General features: G+C 38.6%; 21 protein-coding genes and 4 pseudogenes. 18 read left to right on the top strand and 7 right to left on the bottom strand.

Annotated elements, in window-relative coordinates:
• The first annotated feature begins 2 nt into the window (after nt 1-2).
• The 11 genes from CEF16_RS22610 (at nt 3) to CEF16_RS22560 (ending at nt 7033) form a co-directional block, all read left to right on the top strand.
• Nucleotides 3-299: a hypothetical protein gene (locus CEF16_RS22610; RefSeq protein WP_091588402.1), complete on the top strand. Its 297-nt coding sequence runs from the start codon at nt 3-5 to the stop codon at nt 297-299.
• Nucleotides 278-916, top strand: coding sequence for a hypothetical protein (locus CEF16_RS22605; protein ID WP_139186031.1), 639 nt, complete (start codon nt 278-280; stop codon nt 914-916). The genes CEF16_RS22610 and CEF16_RS22605 overlap by 22 nt, the downstream gene beginning before the upstream one ends.
• Nucleotides 917-1071: 155 nt before the next feature.
• Nucleotides 1072-2019: a F510_1955 family glycosylhydrolase gene (locus CEF16_RS22600; RefSeq protein WP_096241794.1), complete on the top strand. Its 948-nt coding sequence runs from the start codon at nt 1072-1074 to the stop codon at nt 2017-2019.
• Between the two features lie 19 nt (nt 2020-2038).
• Complete coding sequence (locus tag CEF16_RS22595) at nt 2039-2257, top strand: SHOCT domain-containing protein (protein WP_091588491.1); 219 nt, start codon at nt 2039-2041, stop codon at nt 2255-2257.
• A 39-nt stretch (nt 2258-2296) separates the two neighbouring features.
• Complete coding sequence (gene resA / locus CEF16_RS22590; RefSeq protein ID WP_091588489.1) at nt 2297-2827, top strand: thiol-disulfide oxidoreductase ResA; 531 nt, start codon at nt 2297-2299, stop codon at nt 2825-2827.
• 33 nt (nt 2828-2860) lie between these two features.
• The gene (locus tag CEF16_RS22585; RefSeq protein WP_091588494.1) at nt 2861-3577 is read left to right on the top strand and encodes a cytochrome c biogenesis CcdA family protein; all 717 of its coding nucleotides are present in this window, start codon (nt 2861-2863) and stop codon (nt 3575-3577) included.
• Nucleotides 3578-3687: 110 nt separating this feature from the next.
• Entirely contained in the window at nt 3688-3933 is a 246-nt protein-coding gene (locus CEF16_RS22580) for a hypothetical protein (RefSeq protein WP_091588487.1), read from the top strand.
• Between the two features lie 187 nt (nt 3934-4120).
• The gene (locus CEF16_RS22575; RefSeq protein ID WP_245918035.1) at nt 4121-4591 is read left to right on the top strand and encodes a class I SAM-dependent methyltransferase; all 471 of its coding nucleotides are present in this window, start codon (nt 4121-4123) and stop codon (nt 4589-4591) included.
• 128 nt (nt 4592-4719) lie between these two features.
• A complete protein-coding gene (locus CEF16_RS22570; RefSeq protein ID WP_281259229.1) occupies nt 4720-5427 on the top strand; it encodes a response regulator transcription factor in 708 nt (235 codons plus the stop codon).
• Complete coding sequence (locus tag CEF16_RS22565) at nt 5424-6842, top strand: sensor histidine kinase (RefSeq protein WP_096241793.1); 1419 nt, start codon at nt 5424-5426, stop codon at nt 6840-6842. Before CEF16_RS22570 ends, CEF16_RS22565 begins: the two co-directional genes overlap by 4 nt.
• Nucleotides 6839-7033: a hypothetical protein gene (locus CEF16_RS22560; RefSeq protein ID WP_096241792.1), complete on the top strand. Its 195-nt coding sequence runs from the start codon at nt 6839-6841 to the stop codon at nt 7031-7033. The genes CEF16_RS22565 and CEF16_RS22560 overlap by 4 nt, the downstream gene beginning before the upstream one ends.
• Nucleotides 7034-7256: 223 nt before the next feature.
• On the opposite strand, the gene CEF16_RS24685 is transcribed toward CEF16_RS22560, so the two are convergent.
• Nucleotides 7257-7748, bottom strand: coding sequence for a PCYCGC motif-containing (lipo)protein (locus tag CEF16_RS24685; protein ID WP_342750511.1), 492 nt, complete (start codon nt 7746-7748; stop codon nt 7257-7259).
• Nucleotides 7749-8221: 473 nt separating this feature from the next.
• Between CEF16_RS24685 and CEF16_RS22545 the strand changes: the two are divergent.
• Both CEF16_RS22545 and CEF16_RS22540 read left to right on the top strand, forming a co-directional pair.
• Nucleotides 8222-9297: pseudogene (locus CEF16_RS22545) on the top strand (ATP-binding protein).
• Entirely contained in the window at nt 9294-9593 is a 300-nt protein-coding gene (locus CEF16_RS22540; protein ID WP_091588503.1) for a hypothetical protein, read from the top strand. Before CEF16_RS22545 ends, CEF16_RS22540 begins: the two are co-directional and overlap by 4 nt.
• A 22-nt stretch (nt 9594-9615) precedes the next feature.
• Here CEF16_RS22540 and CEF16_RS22535 read toward each other — a convergent pair.
• A pseudogene (locus CEF16_RS22535) lies at nt 9616-9840 on the bottom strand (hypothetical protein); the annotation flags it as partial.
• A 483-nt stretch (nt 9841-10323) separates the two neighbouring features.
• Between CEF16_RS22535 and CEF16_RS22530 the strand changes: the two are divergent.
• A complete protein-coding gene (locus CEF16_RS22530) occupies nt 10324-13152 on the top strand; it encodes a beta strand repeat-containing protein (RefSeq protein WP_096241790.1) in 2829 nt (942 codons plus the stop codon).
• 192 nt (nt 13153-13344) lie between these two features.
• On the opposite strand, the pseudogene CEF16_RS24675 reads toward CEF16_RS22530, so the two are convergent.
• The 3 genes and pseudogenes from CEF16_RS24675 to CEF16_RS22510 form a co-directional block, all read right to left on the bottom strand.
• Nucleotides 13345-14432 (bottom strand): annotated as a pseudogene (locus CEF16_RS24675) (IS3 family transposase); the annotation flags it as partial.
• 181 nt (nt 14433-14613) lie between these two features.
• Nucleotides 14614-15723, bottom strand: a complete 1110-nt coding sequence (locus CEF16_RS24170; protein WP_245918034.1) for a thermonuclease family protein — start codon at nt 15721-15723, stop codon at nt 14614-14616.
• Entirely contained in the window at nt 15720-16787 is a 1068-nt protein-coding gene (locus CEF16_RS22510; RefSeq protein WP_091588226.1) for a DUF4236 domain-containing protein, read from the bottom strand. Before CEF16_RS22510 ends, CEF16_RS24170 begins: the two co-directional genes overlap by 4 nt.
• A gap of 656 nt (nt 16788-17443) precedes the next feature.
• Between CEF16_RS22510 and CEF16_RS22505 the strand changes: the two are divergent.
• A pseudogene (locus CEF16_RS22505) lies at nt 17444-17642 on the top strand (RNA polymerase sigma factor); the annotation flags it as partial.
• 1884 nt (nt 17643-19526) lie between these two features.
• On the opposite strand, the gene CEF16_RS22500 reads toward CEF16_RS22505, so the two are convergent.
• The gene (locus tag CEF16_RS22500; RefSeq protein ID WP_091588225.1) at nt 19527-19895 is read right to left on the bottom strand and encodes a DUF5412 family protein; all 369 of its coding nucleotides are present in this window, start codon (nt 19893-19895) and stop codon (nt 19527-19529) included.
• Between the two features lie 378 nt (nt 19896-20273).
• Here CEF16_RS22500 and CEF16_RS22495 point away from each other — a divergent pair, with 378 nt between their 5' ends.
• The gene (locus CEF16_RS22495) at nt 20274-20909 is read left to right on the top strand and encodes a polymorphic toxin type 44 domain-containing protein (protein ID WP_091588223.1); all 636 of its coding nucleotides are present in this window, start codon (nt 20274-20276) and stop codon (nt 20907-20909) included.
• 1099 nt (nt 20910-22008) lie between these two features.
• Here the strand turns inward: CEF16_RS22495 and CEF16_RS25495 are convergent.
• Nucleotides 22009-22149, bottom strand: coding sequence for a LamB/YcsF family protein (locus CEF16_RS25495; RefSeq protein WP_367888751.1), 141 nt, complete (start codon nt 22147-22149; stop codon nt 22009-22011).
• A gap of 697 nt (nt 22150-22846) precedes the next feature.
• Between CEF16_RS25495 and CEF16_RS22485 the strand changes: the two genes are divergently transcribed.
• Complete coding sequence (locus CEF16_RS22485; protein WP_091588221.1) at nt 22847-23161, top strand: antibiotic biosynthesis monooxygenase family protein; 315 nt, start codon at nt 22847-22849, stop codon at nt 23159-23161.
• A gap of 115 nt (nt 23162-23276) precedes the next feature.
• Nucleotides 23277-24023 carry an SDR family oxidoreductase gene (locus tag CEF16_RS22480; protein ID WP_091588219.1) on the top strand — a complete coding sequence of 249 codons (747 nt, stop codon included), beginning with the start codon at nt 23277-23279 and terminating at the stop codon, nt 24021-24023.
• Nucleotides 24024-24249: the final 226 nt, after the last annotated feature.

Here is a 24249-nt window from a genome sequence, read left to right as displayed (position 1 = left end):
GGATGAAGACAGAGATTGTATATTGGGTAAGTAATGTTGTTATTATTGGTTCTTTACTGCTTTTAGTGAGCATTTGGGGAACCTTTCTTTATGTTGGGGTTCGCCGTAAACAGGTGAGAAGCGTCATGCGTTCCATGACGGTCGTCAGCCTTTTCCTGGTATGGCTCTTCATTATTTGGATACAGGAATCCCTATCTTCTAGCAATAGGGTAGTGGATGTAGCTTCTCTTCCTTTTTATGCTGGTTATGTTGTTTTCCCTCTGACTTTAGTGGCTGTATGGCGGCTTATTTACACGTAGGAACTTACCTCCATTATCTTTTTACCTTTCCATGGTACCGAATCGTGGTGGGAAGCACGTCCTTTATCTATGGAGTATTCTATCTTTTTGCATCAGGGATGCTTACTATATCTAATCCTAATGCGTCTAAAATATTGGAACAAGGGTACATAAAAGCCTCCCAAACCTACGGACCTTTGTCGATCTGGCCAAGTATTGAGTTTTGGTGGCCAAACCTTCATTTGTTTGGGATTATCTCTGTTGCCGGATTGTTTCTGTTGATGGCTTTCGTTGGATTAGTTGGAGTAGCGCTTGGTTTTGTTATATACCAATGGCGGCTGAAGAAGAAATGGGATATGAAGACGATGGGGAGCACGGTGGGTTCTAGTGTTGCTGTGACGGCGACTTGCTTTGTTAGCTGCAGTTTGCCGGCTGTCTACCCTTTGCTTCTTGTGTTATTTGGGTCTGCTACCGCAGATCCACTATCTCGATTGTTGACAAACGAATCCGGCTGGCTAGTCAATTTGGTACAGATGGCAACCTTATCGTTAATGGCAGCTAGTGTCATCTACATCGGTCAACGCTTAAAAGGGATGGAAAAACAAACGAGTAATAAATGTTCTTCTTGCAATAGATAAGGGTTATTCTCCATGTTTTTTCGATATTAACTGGCAATATTCCCTTCCTTATCCTTACAAATGTTCCATGACGAACAGCCTTTTCTTTTCAATATATGAAATAAAGATAGGCATGACAGCCTTCCATTTTAATAGGAAGAAAGAGAGGATATACCATGAAAAAATTTAATTCTCCTAAAAAAAATACGTTGAAACATTATAAATGGCCCTTGTTCATCTTTACCGCTTCTATTTTTCTTTTGAGCGGATGTAATGGTAATGCCGACAGCATTGATAGTGAGGATATTGAATTCCCTCATATGCACGGGATAGGTTTTACTGAAGATGGTAAACAGGCTTATGTTCCCGCTCATGACGGACTTCGAGTATTGGAGGACGGTGAATGGAGAATGGCAGAAGGAGAAAGACATGACTATATGGGATTTTCCATGGTCGATGATGGATTTTACAGCAGTGGACACCCATCGGTAAGCTCAGATTTGAGCAATCCTTTTGGTATTATCAAAAGCACGGATAACGGGAAATCCCTGGAGATATTAGACCTGTACGAAGAAATTGATTTTCATCATATGGATGTGGGATACAACACCCATGCCATCTATGTGTTTAACCCCGAATCCAACTCCAGAATGGAGGCCCCTGGTCTTTATTACAGCACCGATGAAACCGAAACATGGGAGCGTTCTGCCCTACAGGGAATCCAAGAAGAAATGACCAGTCTCGCCGCCCATCCAACAAAGGAAGAAGTCCTCGCCATTGGTACGAAAAGTGATGTCTACTTGTCTGAGGATTTTGGCGATATGTTTGAACCGCTGGGAGTGGATACAAGAATTACAGCTGTTTCGTTTGGTCATGACGGAAGCCTATTTGCAGCCGGAACGGGGGAGAGTGTGCAATTGCTACAGATAGATCCAGAAACGAGAAATATCGATGAATGGCAGCTTCCAGAGCTAGAAACAGATAATTCTATTTTGTATATTGCTCAGAATCCTGCTGAGGAAAATACGGTCGTGATTGTGACCGAGCAAAAAGACATTTATTATACGGAAGATAGCGGAGAAACTTGGGACATGTTAGCGGAAAAAGGAGAAAGCACTCTATAAAAGAAGGGAGGAGCCAGCAATGATGTCGATGATGAGTGGCGGAATGATCATATATAATTTGCTTGCTATTGTGCTGGTCGGGTTTCTAATTTATGGGCTATTGAGTCTACTGATAAAACCGTTTGAAAAGAAAAAAGATTCCTCCCTCGAACTCCTTCGAGAACGTTTCGCTACAGGGGAAATTGATGAAGAAGAGTACCAACGGAGAAAAGAGTTCTTAAAAAAAGAAAAGGATTAAGGATGCCCTATAACAAAGAGGGAAGGGGGGAAGACGATCATGAATAAAAAACGCCGCCGTCTATACATCCGTTCTAGTATCTTGGGAGTACTTGCGGTGCTCATCGGTTACGTGCTCTATTCTAACTTTACCGGTGAAGACACTTTGGTAAAAGAAGGAGAGACCGCTCCGAACTTTGAATTGCGGACACTCGAAGGAGGAACTGTAGAATTAGAAGATTACCGTGGGCAGGGTGTCTTTTTAAACTTTTGGGGAACCTACTGTCCGCCTTGTGAAGAAGAATTTCCTTATATTGAAAATCAGTATATGGAGTATCAAGAAAAAGGGGTGGAAGTGCTAGCTGTCAATGTTGGGGAATCCGATCTCGCAGTAGAACGTTTTGTCGATCGACACAACTTATCCTTCCCGATTCTAATGGATGAACAGAAAGCGGTACTTGACAGATATGGGGTAGGCCCATTACCCTCTACTTTTCTGATCAATGAAGAGGGAGAAATCATCGATATTCTGACAGGCGGTATGACAGAAGAAGATATCCAAGAATATATGGAACGGATAAAGCCTTCCTAAGAAGGTGGTGGTATGCATTTTGGAGGAATGGAAATGAGTGACATAACGATTTGGCTGGCATTAGGGGCGGGGATTCTTTCGTTTTTATCGCCATGTGTTCTTCCGCTCGTTCCTGCTTATTTAGCACAGTTGACCGGCACTTCGATAGCAGATGACGCCATTCAAGCAGACCAGCGTCTCATTATTCTACGAAGCTTCGGTTTCATTTTAGGTATAACCATTATTTTTATGCTTCTTGGTGCCTCTTCCACGTTTGTCGGCCAGTTGTTCAGTCAATACAACAACCTGGTGGCGCAACTCGGAGGAATTATTATCGTTCTCTTTGGACTGCAAATGACCGGCTTGTTAACGATTCGACATTTAATGTCCGAGAAAAGGATTCGCTCCAAACTAAAGAAAGCCAACAGTTTTGGAGGTTCTATCTTATTTGGCCTTCTTTTTGCCGCAGGCTGGTCCCCTTGTGTTGGTTTAGTCCTTGGCTCGATTCTCGCGTTAGCCGGTCAAAGTGAAACAATGGTCACAGGGATGGGAATGCTTTTCGTTTATTCGATGGGATTAGGTCTGCCTTTTTTGCTCGTGGCTATTTTTTACTCCAAGTCCCTGCATAAACTGAGGCGTTTTCATAAGCTTATGCCCCGTATTCAGAAAGCTGGTGGAGTGGTTATGATCATTATGGGCGTCATGCTTTTCTTTGGGTATTTTCAAATGATCTCCAGCTATTTGGCTCAATTTATTCCCTGGAATATTTAAGGGGGCCCCTTTAAGTGAGGTTTATAAAAAGTTTTCTTTTTTTCATCACAGTTTTATCAAAATTAATAGGTAAGCTAAGAATGTAAGATAAATAGAAGGAGGAAGTCTCTATGAAAAACAAAAAACTTTTAATGATTCCATCGTTTGCTATTGCTGCTGCTTTGGTTGCCGGTCCAATCAACATCGGGGATGCTCACGAAGAAGATGGAAATAGTGGTGGCATGATGAATGGAATGATGAACGGAGAAGGAATGAGTCAAATGATGGAAGCGATGAATTCTCCCGAAGGGCAAGAGATGATGAATGCCTGCCAGAACTTTATGAATGCTCAAGGGGAAGAAGAGACCACGGAATAACAAAGGCAGGAAAGGAAGACCCTATTAGAGGTCTTCCTTTCCTTATAAGTGATAATGTTGGAGATTTGACTTTCGTTTCTCGCTCTTCCAGGATTTTTGGCTGGTGTTCCCAGACCTCGGGCTATCCTGATATTGCTAACTATCAAAAAATTAAAACGATAGAAAGGGAAGAAAGGGAAGAAAAGGGATGAGTACATGGTTTTCGAAATTATATGATCCGTTCATGAGTCCGCTTGAAAAAAAGCGATTCGGTGCGGTTCGCAACCGTCTTGTTTCCCAGCAACAGGGAGTTATTCTTGAAATGGGGTCGGGAACAGGAGTGAATTTTGGCTACTATCAACAAGCAGAAAAGGTTGTTGCTGTCGAGCCAGATCCGGGGATGAGAAAACAGTCAACCGACAAGGCTGAAAAAGCCAAAGTACCGGTGGAACTAGTAGCAGCCTCGGGAGAATCTCTACCATTTGAAGAAAATATGTTTGATGCTGCTGTTGGAACACTGGTTCTGTGTACGATTCCTGAACCGACCCGTGCTCTTCAGGAGATCCGTCGTGTCTGTAAGCCAGATGCCCCGCTTCTATTTTTTGAGCATGTGCGAACAAAGTGGAATAAAGATTACTGGTATAGAAAAACATTTTCAGGATATTTTTCTTATGATTAGAGGGACAAATGAAAAATAAGAAAACATGAATAGAAAAAGAAAGCAGTCTTTTTTTACCAGATTTTGTTACACGTGGTAAGATAGGAAGCAAACATTTGACTAATTGAGCTTTTAAATGAGGGATGAACATGGGCCAATACAGCATATTGGTGGTTGATGATGAATGGAACATGAGAAACCTGCTTCGTGTATACCTTGGCCAAGAAGATTTTCAGATCACCGAAGCGGCAAATGGGGAAGAAGCATTTGCAAAACTTGCTTCCCAAGCCTTTGATTTGGTGATCTTGGATCTCATGATGCCTGGAGTCGACGGTTGGGAAGTCTGTGCGCGTATCCGCCAAACGAGCCAGGTTCCGATTCTCATGTTAACCGCCCGTACAGAGACAAAAGACAAAGTTCAGGGATTAAATCTGGGAGCCGATGATTATCTTACAAAGCCTTTCGAACCAGAAGAATTGGTTGCCCGGGTGAATGCCTTGTTAAGAAGGGTTTCTATTGACTATTCTGAACATACCTCATCCGATATCCTTACTTTTCAGGATATCACGATTGACCCGGAAAAGCGTGAAGTATTTGTCCATGACCAAGTAGTGGATCTTACACCAAAAGAGTTTGACCTGTTATATGTGTTGGCGAAACGTCCAGGTCGGGTGTTTGCTCGGGAAGTTCTTTTGAATCAGGTGTGGGGAGACGATTATTTCGGCGATTTACGGACGGTTGATACCCATGTAAAAAAGATACGGGAAAAAGTAAGAAAAGCCGGCGCAGCTTCTAATCCGATTGAAACCGTATGGGGTGTGGGATATAAAGCCAAGGAGAAGGAATCAGGAAAATGAGATGGAATCGGATATCCATAAAAATGGGAGCATCGATCATTTTTTTGCTGCTCACGATTCTACTGCCTCTTGGGTTTGTTATCGACCAAGTGGTCTATGGTTTTTATGTTGATGAAGAAAAACAAGAAATGGAGAAACTATCTTCTCGTTATGCATCGGCGATTGCCCATTCTAATAATCGAATGATGGTACAGATGGTCACCACCATGGCGGACTTTTCTCAAATCCCTTTATATGTCACGGATGAAGAAGGGCAGATCATTGCTAATGCAGGCGTCCCCGGAATAACCGTCGGATCTTCTATCTCTGAGGAAGATCTGGTAGCTTTATCCGGTGGAGAAACGATAACAAAAGAATATAAAGCGGGAGAAGGAGGAGAAAAGTTTTTGGTTTCCGGGCAGGCAATGGAGAGCGAGAACACCTTTATGGGCGGGGTATTTGTGCTGTCATCGGTGGAGAGTATCGATCAGTCTATTCAGCGGATTCGTCTCATGCTGACTCTTTCCGGGGTGGGGGTTTTTTTTCTCGCTCTTGGCTTAACCCTTGTGTTATCCCGAAAGTTATCTGACCCGCTCGTTCATATGGAAAGAGCTACAAGACATATAGCAAAAGGAGATTTAAAAACCCGCGTCCATGTCTCCACAAGAGATGAAACCGGTTCGCTCGCACAAGCTATCAATGATTTAGCTGTGGATTTGCAAAGATATCAGGATTCACGAAGGGAATTTTTTGCGAATGTTTCCCACGAACTAAGAACACCGATCACCTACCTGGGAGGATATGCTCGTATTGTAAATAAGGGCTTGTACGAAAGTGAAGAAGAAAAAGAGAAATACCTAGCGATCATGCAGAAAGAAGCAACAAGGCTGAAACGTATGATTGAGGATTTATTTGATCTTGCTAAAATGGAAGAAGGTAAAGTCGATCTGGAAATGGAAGCGATCGATATAAAAGAAGTGTTGGAAAACGTGGTGGAGCGCATGCAATTACGGGCAGAAGAAAAGGGAATAGATATGATTTCAACATTGGAAAATAATGTACCGTTTCTATACGGTGACGGAATGCGGATGGAACAAATCTTTTATAATCTGCTGGAGAATGCACTCCGCTATACGGAGGATGGGACTGTGACTGTCGACTTGAAATTGGAATGCCAGGAAAGAGTGTTGATTTCTATTGAAGATACGGGGATAGGAATCCCGGCGGAAGAGCAGCCTTATATTTTTGAACGATTTTACCGAGTGGAAAAATCGCGGGCCCGAAAATATGGTGGTACAGGGCTGGGCCTTGCGATCACCAAGGAACTCATAGAATTGCAGGGCGGAAGTATTGCTGTGTCAAGCCAAGAAGGTAAAGGAACCAGATTTGACATCCGGTTTCCGATAATACCAGATGAAAAGGAAGAACAAACATGAAAGGCATAGACTGGGTGGTAGCTGTATCTCTCGTAGCAATTGGGTTGTCGTGTCTGACAATGTCTGCTTCCTGGTTGTTTAATCAGGATACACTAAAGGAATATCTCGACACGTTTTTAGTTATTTGTCTGTTTGCGGGCATCCCTGCATTTTTAGGAGGGCTCCTTTATTGGATCTTTAAAAGGAAATAAGACGAAAAATTGTACTTATCGAATAAATGATGCTAGGAACGTTTCACTGTTTATCCCAGCATTTCATGGGAATATTACAAAGAAGACCAAAAATAGATAGGAATGATAAATAAATATTAGTTCGTTCTTTAAAATCATTAAATAATCCCACCTAATGCTCAATTGTTTATACCGAAAGAAACCGAGTTGGAAAATTGCCACTCGGTTTCTTTACGTTCTTAAATTATATGTCTGCCTTTTCAGGTTTCGGTGTTGGTGTTGCTGGAGCGGCACCACCCTCATATTTGGAATCAATCAAGTTTCGAATTTCAGGTAGTGGGGTTCCTTTTTCGAATTCGGATTTAGCCTCACGGGCTATGTCTACGCAAATTTGTCAGCCAAATCCCATTGTATCAAGTTGTACCGTTGTCCCCTCTCTTTCATCGACAAAGCAATTTTTATTGCTTTCGTGCCCTGCTTCTTCGTAACAGCCGCAATAACAAGGGATGTAATCAAGGACCTCTGGATGTTCTACGGCAAATTGATAAGCTTCTAAGGTTTCAAGGCTATCCGTATTTGTGGTGACAGCTTCCCAATTATCACTTCCTAGTTCATAGGTTAAGGAAGAGGGTTCATTGTTATGACTATTATGTGAGCTGTCTTGCTGCTGAATTCCGGAGCACCCAGTAAGCACGAACAGAAAAGTCATCAAAAGAGCAAGTCTTTTTTTCGTCATATTCACCGCCTCCTTCACGCTGTTTTCATCAGTCAATATTGAATGCAGTGTTTTCTAGTTTTTCTTCCACTCTTCCTCGAAGAAGGGTATTCCAAAGTTGTATGGGAAGAAGCAGAAATAAGTGCCCTCAATCAAGGGATGAAAAAATGTCATCCATTTTCCTCTCACGTCATCTTTTTTAACGCGACAAACCCATCTTACCAATACTTTTTCCTTTTTTACATTTGTATTTGAGCAAAGATCTTACAAAATATCAACAGATAGATTTATTCAAACGTATATTATAATCAAATATATATTTGATTGATGGAGGGGAACATGGATGAAAATAAAAAACAAGATACAAGATATGTGTGAAGTCACTTGCTATGATCCCGAAAAAATAGATCGGCTCTACGGGGGTTCTGGATCAGCCTGTTTATATCAGTCCTAATCGTGCGGCACAGTCTATTAAAGGGGCTAAAACCAGTGCTTTGTCCGCGAGTTTTACTGGATCGTTAGGGGGAGGGAAATCCTTAGTTCTAACTTCATAACGTATCTCTCAGTATTGGCTGGAGGAAAAGGACTCATCATTGACCCGAAAGGAGAGCGCGGGAATTGGGGCAATGATCTTCAAGATTTGGGTGGTGAAGTCAATATTATTACTTTGTCCAGTGATGAAGAAGATCGTGGAAAGCTTGATCCGTATTCCATTTTAAGCGACAAAAAAGATGCAAAGACGTTAGCATTAGATATTTTAACGTTTCTCACTGGAGTACAGATCAATGATTCAGAGCGTTTTCCCAAGTTGTCTAGAGCTGTCAATGAAGTAACAAACAGCGAGAATCCGTGCATGAACGCCATTGTGGAGCACTTGCTTTCCCAAGAAGATAAAGTGGCTCATTCGTTAGGAGAGCATATTCAGTCTTTTCAGGAGCTCTCTTTTGCACAGCTGTTATTTGGGAACGGTCAGGTGAAAAATCCTATTAGCCTAGAAACAGCCATGAATGTCCTTCAGATTCAAAATCTGCAACTCCCATCAGCTGATAAGAAAACGAATGAGTATAACTTATCGGAAATGCTTTCTGTGGCTATGATGCTTCCGATTTCGAGCTTTGCGCTTGAGTTTATCCATATGGATCGAGGACTGTTTAAAGTGGTCCTGCTGGATGAAGCTTGGGCGATTTTAAACACGATGCAAGGGAAGCACTTAGCATCTAAGTTGGTTCGGGAAGGACGTTCGATGCAAGCTGCTATCTATCTAGTCACCCAAAATGCGGATGACCTTTTAGATGAAAAGATGAAAAACAACATTGGAATGAAATTTGCTTTTCGTTCGACCGATCCAAACGAACTTAAAAACATCTTAGAGTTCTTCAATCTCAAAGATACGGAATATAATCGATCTACTTTACAAGAACTTCAACCTGGTCAATGTCTGTTCCAGGACATTCATGGTCGTTGTGGCGTCGTAAGCATAAACGTCTTGTTTCAAGATATACACGATGCCTTTGATACAAGACCTCCAGAACAGAAAGAGAAAAAAGAGAAGAAGGAGGTTTTGGTATGAGGTTCCAACTTCTTATTTTGGGTATAGTTATAGTCTTACTTTCAGCTTGCGGGGATTCCGAAGCAGAAGATCGTAGGGAAGTGCCTGTTCAGTGGGCAACATCATATGTTCAACAAGATCAAGCAGTTAGACGTGAATTGCAAGTAGATCCACCTGATAGCTTAGACGCTGATCAGGGGCCTCAAAACAATTATGAAGTTACCGATTATAAATTAACGGAATGGAAGTATGATGATGAAACGTATTTTTATGAGATTGTCTATTATAACGAACGTAATAAGAAATTCCGATTTTAACATTATCTTTCTTGAACTCTTACCCGTGTAAATCAATCAATTCGTATCCTAATTGTTCAATTTGGCTCTTAAAAATATTCCATTTTTCCTCTAAAAAGGTTAAAGGAACAAGAATATCAATGTCTTGTGGGGAAAATTTAACTCCAGTTACTTTCTCCAATCCTAATGAACCATATAAAACGGGAATGATATCTAACTCTTTATTAAAATTCTTAGCAATTTTAATAAATTCATCATATAAAATCATTATTTACCCCCTAGGTTAAATATGTACTCATTATTAAACTAACCTGCCTTTTAACGGCATAACTTACAGTTTCCAGGTGAACCAATTAATTTCCTGTTAACATAAAGCAACTTATCGGCAATCAAAAATCCTTAGATTCCATAGAATCCAAGGATTTTTGAATGAAACTTTCTGTTTGAATTTCTTTTCCTAATAAAAGAGTTGGAAATGGTTGTAAGGTAATGAGTTTTTTCATACAAATGTGTTGTTGAACAATAAACGTATTAATGGGATTCTTAACGAATCTTAAACCATTATTAAGGAAGGAGAAAAATCATGTCCAATGAAAGTAATCAAAATCCGATTGGGGCTTGTTCGAAAGCAGAAGGATTAAGTACAACGGCTAATGGGACAACTTTCCAGGATGAGGAAGGGACTTTTGAATGAATAGTTCCGTAAAAAACTTTTGTGTCGGTTATTTTTGGAAAGGAGGAGTAATGGTTAATGTCTGATCAGAAAGAGATGAAGTCGAGTGAACATCAGGAGGAAGAGGTTCAAGCCCAGGAAATAGGTACTTTGCAATCTCCAGAACCATGTTGTGCTAATGGGTGTATTATAACAGATGCTACAAACGGATGCTCCGTAGCAGAAGGAACTGGCACAACAGCGAGTGGATTTGCTTCTCATGCGGAAGGAAGAGATACAAGAGCATTTGGGAGAAATTCTCATGCGGAAGGGTTTCGAACCACAACAGGAGATGAATTAGATCCAAATCAAGGCACAAATGCTCATGCGGAAGGCAGAGATACAACTGCTAGTGGAATCATCTCTCATGCGGAAGGGTTAGGTACAAACGCTAGTGGATTTGCTTCTCATGCGGAAGGAAGAGATACAACTGCTAGTGGAAATATCTCTCATGCGAAAGGGTCAGGTACAAACGCTAGTGGAAATATCTCTCATGCGGAAGGAAGAGATACAATTGCTAGTGGAAATATCTCTCATGCGGAAGGAAGAGATACAACTGCTAGTGGAAGTATCTCTCATGCGGAAGGGTTAGGTACAAACGCTAGTGGAAATATCTCTCATGCGGAAGGGTCAGGTACAAACGCTAGTGGATTGGCTTCCCATGCCGAAGGGCAAGGAACTGTTGCAAATGCAAACTTTGCTCATACAGAAGGCCTTAATACAACGGCTAACGGTTTGGAAGGGGTTCATGTGATGGGCCAAGATGGCGGTCCAGATCCTTTGAATGATTTGGATTTTTCCTGGTATCTCGTAAATGGTGGATTAGGTGGGGTTGTTGCTAAAATTTTAAATGACGGTTCTGGTTTTTTTGATGGCGATTTAACGGTCAATGGAAATACAACACTAGGAGATAACGTAGCAGATACAGTCAACACGAGTGGAGATCTAACCGTTGGCGGTAATGAAACCGTTACTGGCAATGAAACCGTCCAAGGCGATTTAACGGTTAATGGGAATACGACTTTAGGTGATGCTGCAACGGATACAGTCAACACGAGTGGCGATCTAACCGTTGGCGGTAATGAAACCGTTACTGGCAATGAAACCGTCCAAGCCGATTTAACGGTTAATGGGAATACGACTTTAGGTGATGCTGCAACGGCTACAGTCAACACGAGTGGCGATCTAACCGTTGGCGGTAATGAAACCGTTACTGGCAATGAAACCGTCCAAGCCGATTTAACGGTTAATGGGAATACGACTTTAGGTGATGCTGCAACGGCTACAGTCAACACGAGTGGCGATCTAACCGTTGGCGGTAATGAAACCGTTACTGGCAATGAAACCGTCCAAGCCGATTTAACGGTTAATGGGAATACGACTTTAGGTGATGCTGCAACGGCTACAGTCAACACGAGTGGCGATCTAACCGTTGGCGGTAATGAAACCGTTACTGGCAATGAAACCGTCCAAGCCGATTTAACGGTTAATGGGAATACGACTTTAGGTGATGCTGCAACGGCTACAGTCAACACGAGTGGCGATCTAACCGTTGGCGGTAATGAAACCGTTACTGGCAATGAAACCGTCCAAGCCGATTTAACGGTTAATGGGAATACGACTTTAGGTGATGCTGCAACGGCTACAGTCAACACGAGTGGCGATCTAACCGTTGGCGGTAATGAAACCGTTACTGGCAATGAAACCGTCCAAGCCGATTTAACGGTTAATGGGAATACGACTTTAGGTGATGCTGCAACGGCTACAGTCAACACGAGTGGCGATCTAACCGTTGGCGGTAATGAAACCGTTACTGGCAATGAAACCGTCCAAGCCGATTTAACGGTTAATGGGAATACGACTTTAGGTGATGCTGCAACGGCTACAGTCAACACGAGTGGCGATCTAACCGTTGGCGGTAATGAAACCGTTACTGGCAATGAAACCGTCCAAGCCGATTTAACGGTTAATGGGAATACGACTTTAGGTGATGCTGCAACGGCTACAGTCAACACGAGTGGCGATCTAACCGTTGGCGGTAATGAAACCGTTACTGGCAATGAAACCGTCCAAGCCGATTTAACGGTTAATGGGAATACGACTTTAGGTGATGCTGCAACGGCTACAGTCAACACGAGTGGCGATCTAACCGTTGGCGGTAATGAAACCGTTACTGGCAATGAAACCGTCCAAGCCGATTTAACGGTTAATGGGAATACGACTTTAGGTGATGCTGCAACGGCTACAGTCAACACGAGTGGCGATCTAACCGTTGGCGGTAATGAAACCGTTACTGGCAATGAAACCGTCCAAGCCGATTTAACGGTTAATGGGAATACGACTTTAGGTGATGCTGCAACGGCTACAGTCAACACGAGTGGCGATCTAACCGTTGGCGGTAATGAAACCGTTACTGGCAATGAAACCGTCCAAGCCGATTTAACGGTTAATGGGAATACGACTTTAGGTGATGCTGCAACGGATACAGTCAACACGAGTGGAGATCTAACCGTTGGCGGTAATGAAACCGTTACTGGCAATGAAACCGTCCAAGGCGATTTAACGGTTAATGGGAATACAACTTTAGGCACTGGTGGAACACCAATTGTAACACATTTAAGCGCTACTGAAAGTATAATCTTTCCTGATATTCCTGCTAACTCAACGGAAGATCAACCTATTACGGTAACAGGTGCGGCACCTGGTGATAATGTTTATGTATCGCCAGCAGCTGACCCAGGAGCAGGGTTAGTTTGGTCTGCCTTTGTAAGTGCGGCGAATACTGTGACGATTCGGTTGGCAAATGTTACAACAGCCGTTATTACTCCAAATGTCACGGATTGGCGAGCAGATGTATGGAAGCATTAAAACCCAACCAATTGTCGGAAGCAACTAACCAAAAATATAACTGGGAAACTTGGTAATACAGCAGCCTCTACGGAACTAGAAAAGTATTAAGAAAGGAACGCCTAAAAAAAGAAGTAACCAACTTCCAATCCATTACGTAAGTATCAAATAGATTCTTAAAATGTACCGTGTAAAGGACAGCTTTAATAAAGGTTACGCCACAGGGAGAAGATGATTTCTGTATTGAACAGGGGTCATCTTCTTTAAGTTCCATTGATATCTGAAGTTGTTATAGTATCCCATATAACTTCTCATTTCCTTTTTAAGTTCTTCTAGAGAATGACACTGTTTTATATTAGTTTCATCCTTAAAGTGACCAAAGAAGGACTCTTGTGGGGCGTTATCCCAACAGTTTCCTCTTCTTGACATTGATTGATCTAACCCTAGTTTTTTTACATGTTTTTGAAAAGTAGGACTCGTATAGTGTACTCCTTGATCAGAATGAATAAAGGATCCTTCCGAAAACTTTACTTTTCCATTCTTCTTTAACTTTACTAATGTGTCAGTAGCTAAATCTAAAGTAAGTCGATTGGACACGTTATAGGCCAATATTTCATTTGTTGAACTGTCTTTAATAGTTGATAAATAAGCTTTCTTTCCCTTACCGTAATATAAGTATGTAATATCAGTAAGTAATACTTTACCTGGGATTTATTGTTTAAATTCCCGGTTTAATAAATTAGGCCCTACCGAGTGTTCTGATGTAGCTTTCAACATTTTTTTATAAGGATTGGCTCTTGTAATCGGGCATACAATGTTGTATTTTTTCATAATTCTTCGAATTCGCTTTAAGTTGTAAGTAATATGAAACTGTCTTTCTAACGTCATCTTAATTTGCCGTGCACCTTTATGACGCCGTTTAAAGTGAAAGGCTTTCAAGATATTGTCTTTTAGTATCAAGTCCTCTTTTTCTCGTCGTTTTCTTCTTTCTTGAGACTCTACAGAAAAATAATTATAATAACCTGAACGAGAAACTCCCGAAATTTCGCATAAGAAACTCACCGCATTTTTAAGTGCGTACTTTTCAATCACTGAACGTATTAACCGAAACTTCTGTTTAACAGTGACATTTACTCGTTTCCCTCTAACCCCCTTTCCATCATATCTAACTTTTTTAGTAACTCATTCTCAGCTTTCAAAAATTGAATTTGTGCTTCTAATCTAGCATTTTTTTCTTCTAAGGTAAGCTCTCTCTTAGTTGGCCTACCTGAATTATCTTTACGCCTATCCTGCAGTCCTAAAGAGATTTTTATATCTGAAAATAGGAATGGAAAACTACCACGACAGATTTTTGAGGAGAATGGTTTTGAGGTTGAAGTCCTTGGTATAGTTAGAGTTAATAGGGCTGCTTCTAGATGGCGTGCGTCTTATAATAAATTAGAAGGTAAAGGGTAAGAGAGAAGGCCCAAAAGAGGGCCGTTTTTATTCACAACCAATTCCATCCCCGTCACGGTCAAGGTGTGATGCATACTCAGGATCTCCTTCCCGAACAGGGGCAGCTCTTGCATCTCTAGCAGCAGTACAGTTTTCATAATGTACATTTTCTTCAGAAGAACCTGAAGAAGATCCTGAGTCATTTGAGGAAGAGCTTCCTGAAGAACTGGAGCTACCAGAAGACCCTGAGTTATTAGAAGAGCTTTTTTCCTCCGCAAAGCCATCATCAGTTACATAGCCATCAATGCTCCAGATACCCTTATTTTCCTCTTTTGCTTGATCTTCAGCAGCCTGTAGGGTATCTGAATGTGTGTAAGGAGGGTCGTATACAAAGGCATAGCGAGCCAGCCCTTCTTCTAATAGCATTTCATTGAACAATTCACCATCTACCCAAATATAAGCAAGAAGACGGTCATAATGATCACGTTTTGGACCATCATATTCGAGCTCAACGTCTTTACCACTTAATTCTTCTTTAGCAAATTCGGTAGCCTCTGGTCCATATTCTTGAACAGGGAGGTTTGGATGATTGGTCTCTGGTGTATCGACTAATAGGAGTCGTATACTTTCTTCCTCTCCATGGACATTAACTTTAATAGTGTCGCCATCTACAATGGATGTAACTTTAGCACTTTCATCCTTATTAACAGACTGTTCTTGTGGTTCGTCCTCGGATGTGTCTGTGTTTTCTTCTTCCTCATCTGCTTCATTTTCTTCCTCTGTCTCTAACTCTAACTCTTCTTCCTCTTTTTCTTCTTCAGACTCTGTATCATCATCTTCTTCAGTGTTACTTTCATTCTGCTGTTCTTCACTTGTATCATCTTCGTCAGATTCTACACTGGCAGTTTCAGAAGTTTCTTCTTGTTCTTGGGAAACTTCTGTTTCTTCTGTAGAGCCTATAGTAAAGCTACCTATAACTAGAATTAGACCCAGAGATATTATGATTCCGGGTTTCTTAGATTTAGCCCCCAAGTCTCTATTAATCATCAATTCATATGCTCCCCAGACAGCAATAGCTAATCCAATACTAAATAGTGGAAAGTTAATTACAAATGCTATAAATAAAATCAAAATAATAATTCCTAAACAACCATTCAAAATTCTTTAACCTCCTCGACGGTCTTGAAACCTTTAGTTTTAAGAAACTTTAGGTTATGTTCAAAGGTCTTTATAACTTCCAAAAAATCTATTTGTGTAAAAGAGAGTTGTTCTAAATCACTTTTTTTTATTAAAACAGATAGAATACAGCCATTGGTTTCTTCAGCTTCTCCATAAACATGAAGAAGGACCGAATCCAATGGAAGTAAAGAAAAGAATTCTCTCCCTATTCGAAGGGCACAACTGCAAACATATTCTTGATACAATTGAAAATGCTTCCCTTTTGGCATATTTTTTTGTGATAGTTTACCAGTTTTGGTGAGAGAGATTTCTTTGGCAGGGACAGCACTTTTATCAATGTGAAGATTAACAATGACAATGTTTCTATTTTCCTCAAAAGAGAATTTAATTGAACCACCTAATTCTGCTATATCTTCAAAAGGATTTTGAGTTTTAATTACCTTGGTCCAAGCTTCTCGATCACCAGCTAAAACCTTATATGCTTGGTCTACATCGTTTTCCCACTTTTTATATAATTCAAGGTCTTTTTCTTTAGCTTCAGGTAACTGAGATTTCATTTTTTCTATACGGCTTTGGGACCTGTTAAAAAATCGATCTCGAAAGGTTGGTTTGAAATTTTCAATTTGTTTATTTAGTTTTTTAACATGTGTTCCGTCCTCAGGAGGCGTAAAAGGAGCAGCAGAGAGGGAGACTTCCTTCCAATCAATCCCATCCGTTACCTCTTCGTGTAAGGATGTAAGCATAACAAGGTGATCTTCATACTGTTTTACTTGTTGTTCTGGTTGATTTTGCTGATGTTCTTCTTCCTGGCCTGTCATTCCTTGATGCTTGTTTTTATTACTTTTCGATCGGACATTTTTAGAACCAACCTGTTTATGATAAGAAACACCAGTGCCAGGTACACTGGAGCCAACAGAAGTTCTGCGTGAACTAGAACTTACTCTAACTGATTTTCCACCAACAGTTGTACTTACTCCACGTTTCCCAACATTCAACTTTACTCCTGGTGCTACTTTTACACTTTTTCGAAACCTAAATGCCATCTTCTTTCGCACCTCCTAACTATAATTTCAAGACTTTGTTATCTTTCGAAATTTTGTCTCTTATAAAAATACTTAATTAACTCTCCTTTGCTCCCGATTGGACTGTTTTTCCTTTTTATATTTATCTAGCAATACAATTAAATTTTCAAATTCACCGCCTAAAGACTTGAACCTATAAGACCAAAACTATACTAAATATTACAGATTTTGTGTGATGTTCGACAAAAAAAGACAAAAATCCTTTCGAGCATAAGGTAATTCTTCTTTCGAAAGAAACGTAAAAAAATCTGTCTGTTAAAAAATAGGAGATATTGATTTAAATGCAAAAATCATTGATTTGCAAAGTGAAGTATATGACATGTTAGAGGAAAATCAAAAATTAAAGGAAGAAATAAAAGAATTAAAGCGTGAAGAAAATATGATAAAAGCCTTTTTGTGAAGGGACATTTCTATTTCTCATATACGACAAAGGGCAAGAAGAGGGTCCTTTTTGTACTTCATGTTGGGATGACAACAAAAAATTAATAAGATCGCATATTTCTGACAGTTATGGTGTTGATATAGCTTCTTGTCCAGTGTGCAATTTTTCATCGTCATATATTGAGTAGCATTCTAAGGGATGATTTTTCTGTTGTTCCAAAACAAACAGATGTAAAGTGGTAGAAAAACATATTAGAGCGGAAAAAAATTACATCAAAGGCCTGTGAAATATAAAGAGATTGCGGAGAAGTATGATGTCTCAATTAATACGGTCAAATCATGGAAAAGGCGGTACGGTTGGAAACGAAAAAAGGGTGCACCCAAAGAAAAAAGTGTGCACACAAAAAAGCAGCACCGAAAGGAAATAAAAATGCCAAAGATAGAGTTTATCCTAATCAATATCTTTATAAATTGTCGTGGAAGAGAGAGAAGATGTATAAATCTTCATTATTATATGTTTAAATTTTAAATTAGTTTACATAAGATATATTATCAGTAGTAACAAACCCATGAGCTATTTTGTCTCAAAATCATAAGATTACTTGATATTTTGAGATTTAGAAAATCTTAAACCTCTTTCTTTAGCAGAAGAACCTTAAAAATGTATTTGCATTTGAAAGAAGATCTAAATAATCTTTTTCAAAGAAATCATGCAGAATTACAAAATTCCACGGCTTCTTGATTTATAATTTTAGCTTTAATAAGGATAAAATTTAGGATGATCAGGCCTTATACTTTTCTTCTCCTCCTCTGATTTTTTAAAAGATTGCATTCCCCCTAATTCGCTATTAAATACGACACGTCCTCTCAGGCATCCATGTTGCGTACAACCGTCCAATAATGGCTTCCCCTTCCGCCGATTTTATTACATGGTGAAAGCAGTATTGTATTTTCTACCAGGGCCTTTTTAAAAGGGTAACTGAATTGTTTTCTATTAACTATTAATAAAAACTGTTACGTTTACGTATTACGTTTTTTTATTCCGTTTCTGTTTTACCTTTCAATTCCTATAATGACTACTGTGTAAGTAATTACAATTAAAAAGATATGAATAAATACGTAATAAATTTTTCTACATTAACTTAGAGCATAAAAACCTGATTGAATAAACGTAAGGTATATTATTATTAATTATGAGAGGGCCACTGCGCAAGAGCTCAATACTGTAATCGATTAGGTTCGGCAAGCGCTCTCAACGTGATCGTCTTCATTTCCCCTTCCAATTCAGGGAAAATACCTTTCAGATTTTTCTCTAAATACCTTTGTGATCTTTAAATTTTGACCGTAATACATTTAATTAGTTCTTCGTGTATGTGAGAGTTACTCATTCCTTCTCCAAATTTATTCCTATATTATTATGAACAATAATCCTGTTTAAAGAAAAAGAATATAGTCAAGTCAGGCGAACAAAAATCTAAGGTGGACAGTATCCCGTCGTTGTATTGGACGCATCATGCAAGAACATTTCAGCCGGCGTTAAGTAATCTAGTGATCCATGAATTCGAATATGATTGAACCAATATGCACCTTTAAAAATTTGTCCAGTTTAGTGTTGACATACCAATGAGCAGCATTTAAACGTTTTATGCGACTTTTTGATCTTTTTTAGATGTTTGTGTTCGAAAAGCCTTTGGAAAAATTAAGGCTGAATTCCTTTATTTGAATGATATTGAAAGCTTTATAACACTGGGGTTTTTACTTTAATTTAACTTAAGTGAGGATTATGAAATCGTATTTAGTTATTAAACTTCACCTTGTGTTAGTACGTACACATTTACAAAGACTAACATGGATTGACTTAAAGTGAAGATTACTGCTACAAACGTCATTTCAATAAACAGGGGCGAACACATATAACAGTAAAAAAACTTTAATTATTTGAAACAGTGTAAGAAAAAATATTGGAAAATATTAGTTCAACAACACTCCCATATTGTTTGTACTCAATCAAACATTCAGCATTTAAAGTTAGAGAAGGGTTATTAAAGAATTAACATAATAAAAGAATCCAGCGTACCGCATGCATAATTGCAGTGGTACGCCAGATTCTTTTTCTTCCGTAAAAGCGTCCTTTAGTTAAGTAAGTTTTACTAATGCTGTCATACTCCTCCTGAACCAATTGTTAATTCACATTTTTTATAAAAATTCGTTTTAAACAAAAAAGGCTTTACCCCTATGAGGTAAAGCGCCAATTTGTAGGTAGAATAAAATAAGGCTAAAATCCGTTAACCTACCCTCTTCATTCCTTTAAAAAGAATTTCATTCTCTTCTAAAATCATATGTCCCATTTGGTATTTTTATTGAATGACCGTTTATTATAACTTCATCTTCACTTTGCCATTCAATATCTACACTATCCTTATCTTCCCAGTAAATGGTTTTTTTACGATTTTTATTATTCCACTCCAGTTCCCCTCGAATAGCATATGGAGTTGTAGCACCTCCATTAGTAATATAGGCATTAATCGTATAAGTTTCTTCTGGTGAAACTTCTTTCGTAACAAATTCCCCTTCCGGAAGACGATCTAAGCTAAAAAATGCCCAATAAATGACATAAGCAATTACTCCAGTGATTATTAATACAGTTACTAAGAGGAATAACAAAAGTTTTTTTTTGGTCTTAAGCATTCAAAACACCCCAATCTAAACGACTAACAGCAAGAAATTTTTTAAACCAAACAAAAAATTACCTCCAATTTCCACAGCTTTCCATGATTATATGTAAACATATATATTTACAACTTGAAATGCTCACAAAGTACGAAAAATAAAAACCCTATACAAATTAATATTATGAATAATTACGCTTTCTATAGCCTTTTCTAGTATCAACATTAGTACAAAAAATTGTTAAAAATAGCATTGTAAATTATTAGCAAAGTCCTTCTAGAATTTTTAGTTAATATTTATTGTTTTAGTTATGCAGTAATACAAATTTTTGTAAAATATTGAAAGAAAATGGAGATTCAAATACAGTAGTATTAGATTGCTAAAAGGAGGAATTATATGAAAAAATTATTTTCTACTTTATTAGGTGTTGGTATATTAATAGGTTTTAGTAGCAATACTGATGCTGCAACAGATATTACTTCTAGTTTTTCACAAACAACACTAGAAAATGCAGCAGTAATAGCTTACTATGCCTACAATGAAAAGGAGTATGGTTCAACATATCCTCTTGGTACAGGGGAATTTTTTGCAGAAAAGGTGCGATCTGGCGGAGATTGGGACTATAAACGTACATATTTAGGTAGCTTTACTTTTGATGGTAAAACTGTAGATGGAGAATACTTAGGGAACATGCATTATGGTTATACAGGAAGAGCAGCAGGATTTTCATCTGCTTTATTAAGAACAGCTGCTGGAGCTTATCAGATTTATTCAGGTACTTCTTATCTTGGTTGGTATAAATCATATTTTGATGATCCTGATGATCAAGAGGCCATTAATGACGGTATAAGTTATTGGAATTTAAATACACTTCCCATCTCTTCCTTTTCACAAACTAATACTTACACAATCATGAACGAAGGTGAAAATCCTTTGTTTGATCATTTAACAGAAGAAAAGAAAGATGAAATTGAATCTCAAGTTGAAGAGGATGTAGAGGAATTAGAAGAAAATAATCACGAACAACGATAGATTTTTTGATACACATGTAGCCATTAGGATATGTAATTTATCACGAGTAATATTTAAACATAAGCCCCGTCTAAATATAGGACGGGGTTTATTCTTGTTAAAGAAATGTAAGATTTCGTTTATGATATCTTTCTCATTACTAATTTATTTTGTTGTGATTTTTAATCACGTACATTCCTTCCTCATTTGTATCAACAGAAACATTAAACTCATCCCAATTTAGAGGTTGCATCTGTTAGCCAGGGAAAATACCTTTCAGATTTTTCTCTAAATACCTTTGTGATCTGTAAATTTTGACCGCAATACATTTAATTAGTTTCTTCTGTCTGTGAGAATTACTTATTCCTTCTCCAAATTTATTCATATATTATTATGAACAAAAATCTAAGTTCGGCTGACTTTGTTTTTAACAAAATATATCCCTTGAAGATTTCTTTTTACTAACTACTAAACGAAAAACAACACCTTAAAAGCTATTAATTTGTTATTTTCACCCTAACCCCATCCAAAAATTACAACGTTTCAATAAAACTGGATAACCCTTGTCCCACCTATTTCCTCTAATAAGTTTCAGTAATTCTGGTACTTTGTGACCTGAAAACAACATGTTGATTAACATGTTTTATTTCACAAATATACCCTCTTTAAGCTTTACTGTCTTTATTTCATAAGAATGAAATAAAGGGTGATCCGGCCTTCAACCTTTCTTTTCTCCTCCTCTAGTTCTTCTTGTATGATTTCTCCCTCAAATCCATCACCTTTGTAGGGATACAAGCTGTAAGTTCCATAGGCTTTTTTTTGACACCTGATGGTGAAATCGACATTGTATTTTCCTGAGCAAGAGCCCTTTTTAAAAAATAACTGAATGGCTTTTTCACTTTTCAGAAAAACTATTATGTTTACCTATTATAATTATGTTTTTTTATTCCGTTTTTGTTTTACCCTTCATTCTTTCTATGATGACTACTGTATAGGTTTTACAGTTGCAAAAGATGAATACGTAATAAATTTTTTCTTTCGCATCATCTCTGGTTGCTGCATGTTCGAACCCTTCTCGTGACCCCCACTGCTCTAAAGCAGTGGAGATCATTCATTTCAATCACTTAAAGGCTTGGATGTTGATGTCTTCTGCTTTTAATGCTTCTCTCAGTTGACGGGTAAAACGCAAAGCCTCTGGGTTATCTCCATATATACATAATGTGTCAGCCTGGAGAGGGATGGTGGTACCATCCCTTGACAATTTTTTAACAACTGGAATACAATATAACCAAATGACAGTCAGTACTGACAGTCTATAAGAATAAACTACAGTTGGCAGCGATTGACCGTTTTCATTATGCCGAAGAGATAACAAAACTTTTTAACGAGAAGCTCGTATGGGATTTGCAAACAGATTTGCTCCTGATCAGTCGAACATATCATGAAATTATGAATCGTAACCGGAAAATAATTATAATCAGCATCAAGGAGGAAGGTAATTTACCCGGGTTTAGAGAAAGAACACAAAAACATCCTCGACAATTGATATAAATTTTGACCAATTACTTTATGGCTATGAAAAAGGAAGGCTGATTCGAACGGCCCCAGAGCTACAGGCGTTGTCGTTTATGATGCTGAATTTCGGCGCCTTTATGAACAACCTGGATAATGATATGAATTTTCCAATGTTTCACTTGAAAGGTTTATAAAGTACTCAACTATTCAACAGGGCTTTAACCCCCTTATATTATTTAAAGAAAATGTCAGTCATTACTAACTGTCATTTTGTAGCAGACTTTTAATGGAGGTGTACTTTTTGCAAAAGAAAAGATCATATTAAAAAACTATGAAAGAAATATTAAGATTTAACCAAAATCACTTGAGATTTTGCGTTTTTTATCTAATATTAACAGAACTACAAGCAGGAAAGATATTTTTAATTTAAGGAGGTTTTTTAAATGAATAATAAACCAATAGTGTGGATTAATGTATTTACTGCCAAACCAGGTAAACTAGATGAATTGGTCGCTATCCAATCTGAAGAATTATTAAACTTTAAAAACAAAAGTGTACCTGGTTGGATCAGTAGTCGTTGGCATCGTTCAGTCGATAATAACAAGGCAATTATGGTGACTACCTGGGAGAGTATTGAATCTCATAAAAGTTGGTTAGAAAGATCTCGCTTTACAGAACATCTAAACAAGATCCAACATCTGATTGAAGGAACAGAAGGTGGGTACTACACGTTGGTGGAAAACATTGAAAACTTATAAACTCTTAAATTATAGACCTTTTGATTTAATCAGTGATCTCCTTCTGGCTACTACACTATTTAAGCAAGTTAATTGATGTCTTAAAAAATGACATGTTTAAAGGAGAAATGTTTTTATGACTAAAGAAAAAGTAGCAATTATTACAGGCGCTGGACGCGGAATTGGCTCGGCTACAGCGAAAGAGTTAGCAGGCATGGGTATAAAAGTTGCAATTAACTACTTATCTGACCATAAAAGTGCAGAACAAGTGGCAAATGAAATTCGATCGCATGGAGGAGATGCTGTTAAAATTCAGGGAGATGTTTGTAGTGCTGAACAAGTAACCCTTATGACCAATCAGATCCTTGAACATTGGGGACGGATTGATATTTTAGTTAGTAATGCCAACATCCCTTTTGTTATAAAGCCTTTTCTTAATATTACATGGACGGAATTTTCACAGAAACTAAATGATGAAATCAAAGCTGCTTATAATCTATCGCAAGCAATTTTACCGGTCATGAAGGAAAACAGATATGGACGGATCGTCTATATAGGAAGTGCAGCTGCGAAAATTCCAGGAAAAAACTTTATTACTCATGGAACAGCAAAAGCAGCACTTGTCCAATTTGCCAAACAGATCGCCCAGGAATTTGGAGAATTCGGAATTACTGCTAATGTGATTTCACCAGGATTAGTAGAAACCAATGCTTCAAGAGAGCAAGTGAAACAACTTAAGTCAGAGTTTACTGCATTGACACCGCTGAAAAGGATAGCTCAGCCTGAAGATGTTGCTAAGGCGATTGCGTTATATGTTAGTGATCGATCACAATTTATCACTGGTTCATATATACCTGTAGATGGCGGTATGTATATGCTTTGACATTTTTGCCCACATCAATTGAATAGCAGATATGGCTCAAGGATGTATTATTTTTTTGGTAAATCACAATCGTTAGCCATGTGCCTCTATTCTCAAATAAAAAAATGTAAGTGCTTAGCTCCCTCGAGGAACAGAATGAAACCGTATTGCAACTAATCTACAATTTCGTATTGTTTTTTGCAACCAATATGGCTTTGTGGGGGTAGTGACAGGATATTGCCATCAC

Source organism: Alteribacillus bidgolensis, assembly GCF_002886255.1.
Classification (GTDB): Bacteria; Bacillota; Bacilli; order Bacillales; family Marinococcaceae; genus Alteribacillus; species Alteribacillus bidgolensis.
The sequence above is the reverse complement of the archived record's forward strand: the minus strand, read 5'-3'. Positions and strand labels throughout refer to the sequence as shown.

Coding starts and splice junctions, on each gene's coding strand:
- CEF16_RS22610 (WP_091588402.1), top strand. CDS start 3: ATGAAGACAGAGATTGTATATTGGGTAAGTAATGTTGTTATTATTGGT.
- CEF16_RS22605 (WP_139186031.1), top strand. CDS start 278: ATGGCGGCTTATTTACACGTAGGAACTTACCTCCATTATCTTTTTACC.
- CEF16_RS22600 (WP_096241794.1), top strand. CDS start 1,072: ATGAAAAAATTTAATTCTCCTAAAAAAAATACGTTGAAACATTATAAA.
- CEF16_RS22595 (WP_091588491.1), top strand. CDS start 2,039: ATGATGTCGATGATGAGTGGCGGAATGATCATATATAATTTGCTTGCT.
- resA (WP_091588489.1), top strand. CDS start 2,297: ATGAATAAAAAACGCCGCCGTCTATACATCCGTTCTAGTATCTTGGGA.
- CEF16_RS22585 (WP_091588494.1), top strand. CDS start 2,861: ATGAGTGACATAACGATTTGGCTGGCATTAGGGGCGGGGATTCTTTCG.
- CEF16_RS22580 (WP_091588487.1), top strand. CDS start 3,688: ATGAAAAACAAAAAACTTTTAATGATTCCATCGTTTGCTATTGCTGCT.
- CEF16_RS22575 (WP_245918035.1), top strand. CDS start 4,121: ATGAGTACATGGTTTTCGAAATTATATGATCCGTTCATGAGTCCGCTT.
- CEF16_RS22570 (WP_281259229.1), top strand. CDS start 4,720: ATGGGCCAATACAGCATATTGGTGGTTGATGATGAATGGAACATGAGA.
- CEF16_RS22565 (WP_096241793.1), top strand. CDS start 5,424: ATGAGATGGAATCGGATATCCATAAAAATGGGAGCATCGATCATTTTT.
- CEF16_RS22560 (WP_096241792.1), top strand. CDS start 6,839: ATGAAAGGCATAGACTGGGTGGTAGCTGTATCTCTCGTAGCAATTGGG.
- CEF16_RS22540 (WP_091588503.1), top strand. CDS start 9,294: ATGAGGTTCCAACTTCTTATTTTGGGTATAGTTATAGTCTTACTTTCA.
- CEF16_RS22530 (WP_096241790.1), top strand. CDS start 10,324: ATGTCTGATCAGAAAGAGATGAAGTCGAGTGAACATCAGGAGGAAGAG.
- CEF16_RS22510 (WP_091588226.1), bottom strand. CDS start 16,787: ATGGCATTTAGGTTTCGAAAAAGTGTAAAAGTAGCACCAGGAGTAAAG.
- CEF16_RS22500 (WP_091588225.1), bottom strand. CDS start 19,895: ATGCTTAAGACCAAAAAAAAACTTTTGTTATTCCTCTTAGTAACTGTA.
- CEF16_RS22495 (WP_091588223.1), top strand. CDS start 20,274: ATGAAAAAATTATTTTCTACTTTATTAGGTGTTGGTATATTAATAGGT.
- CEF16_RS22485 (WP_091588221.1), top strand. CDS start 22,847: ATGAATAATAAACCAATAGTGTGGATTAATGTATTTACTGCCAAACCA.
- CEF16_RS22480 (WP_091588219.1), top strand. CDS start 23,277: ATGACTAAAGAAAAAGTAGCAATTATTACAGGCGCTGGACGCGGAATT.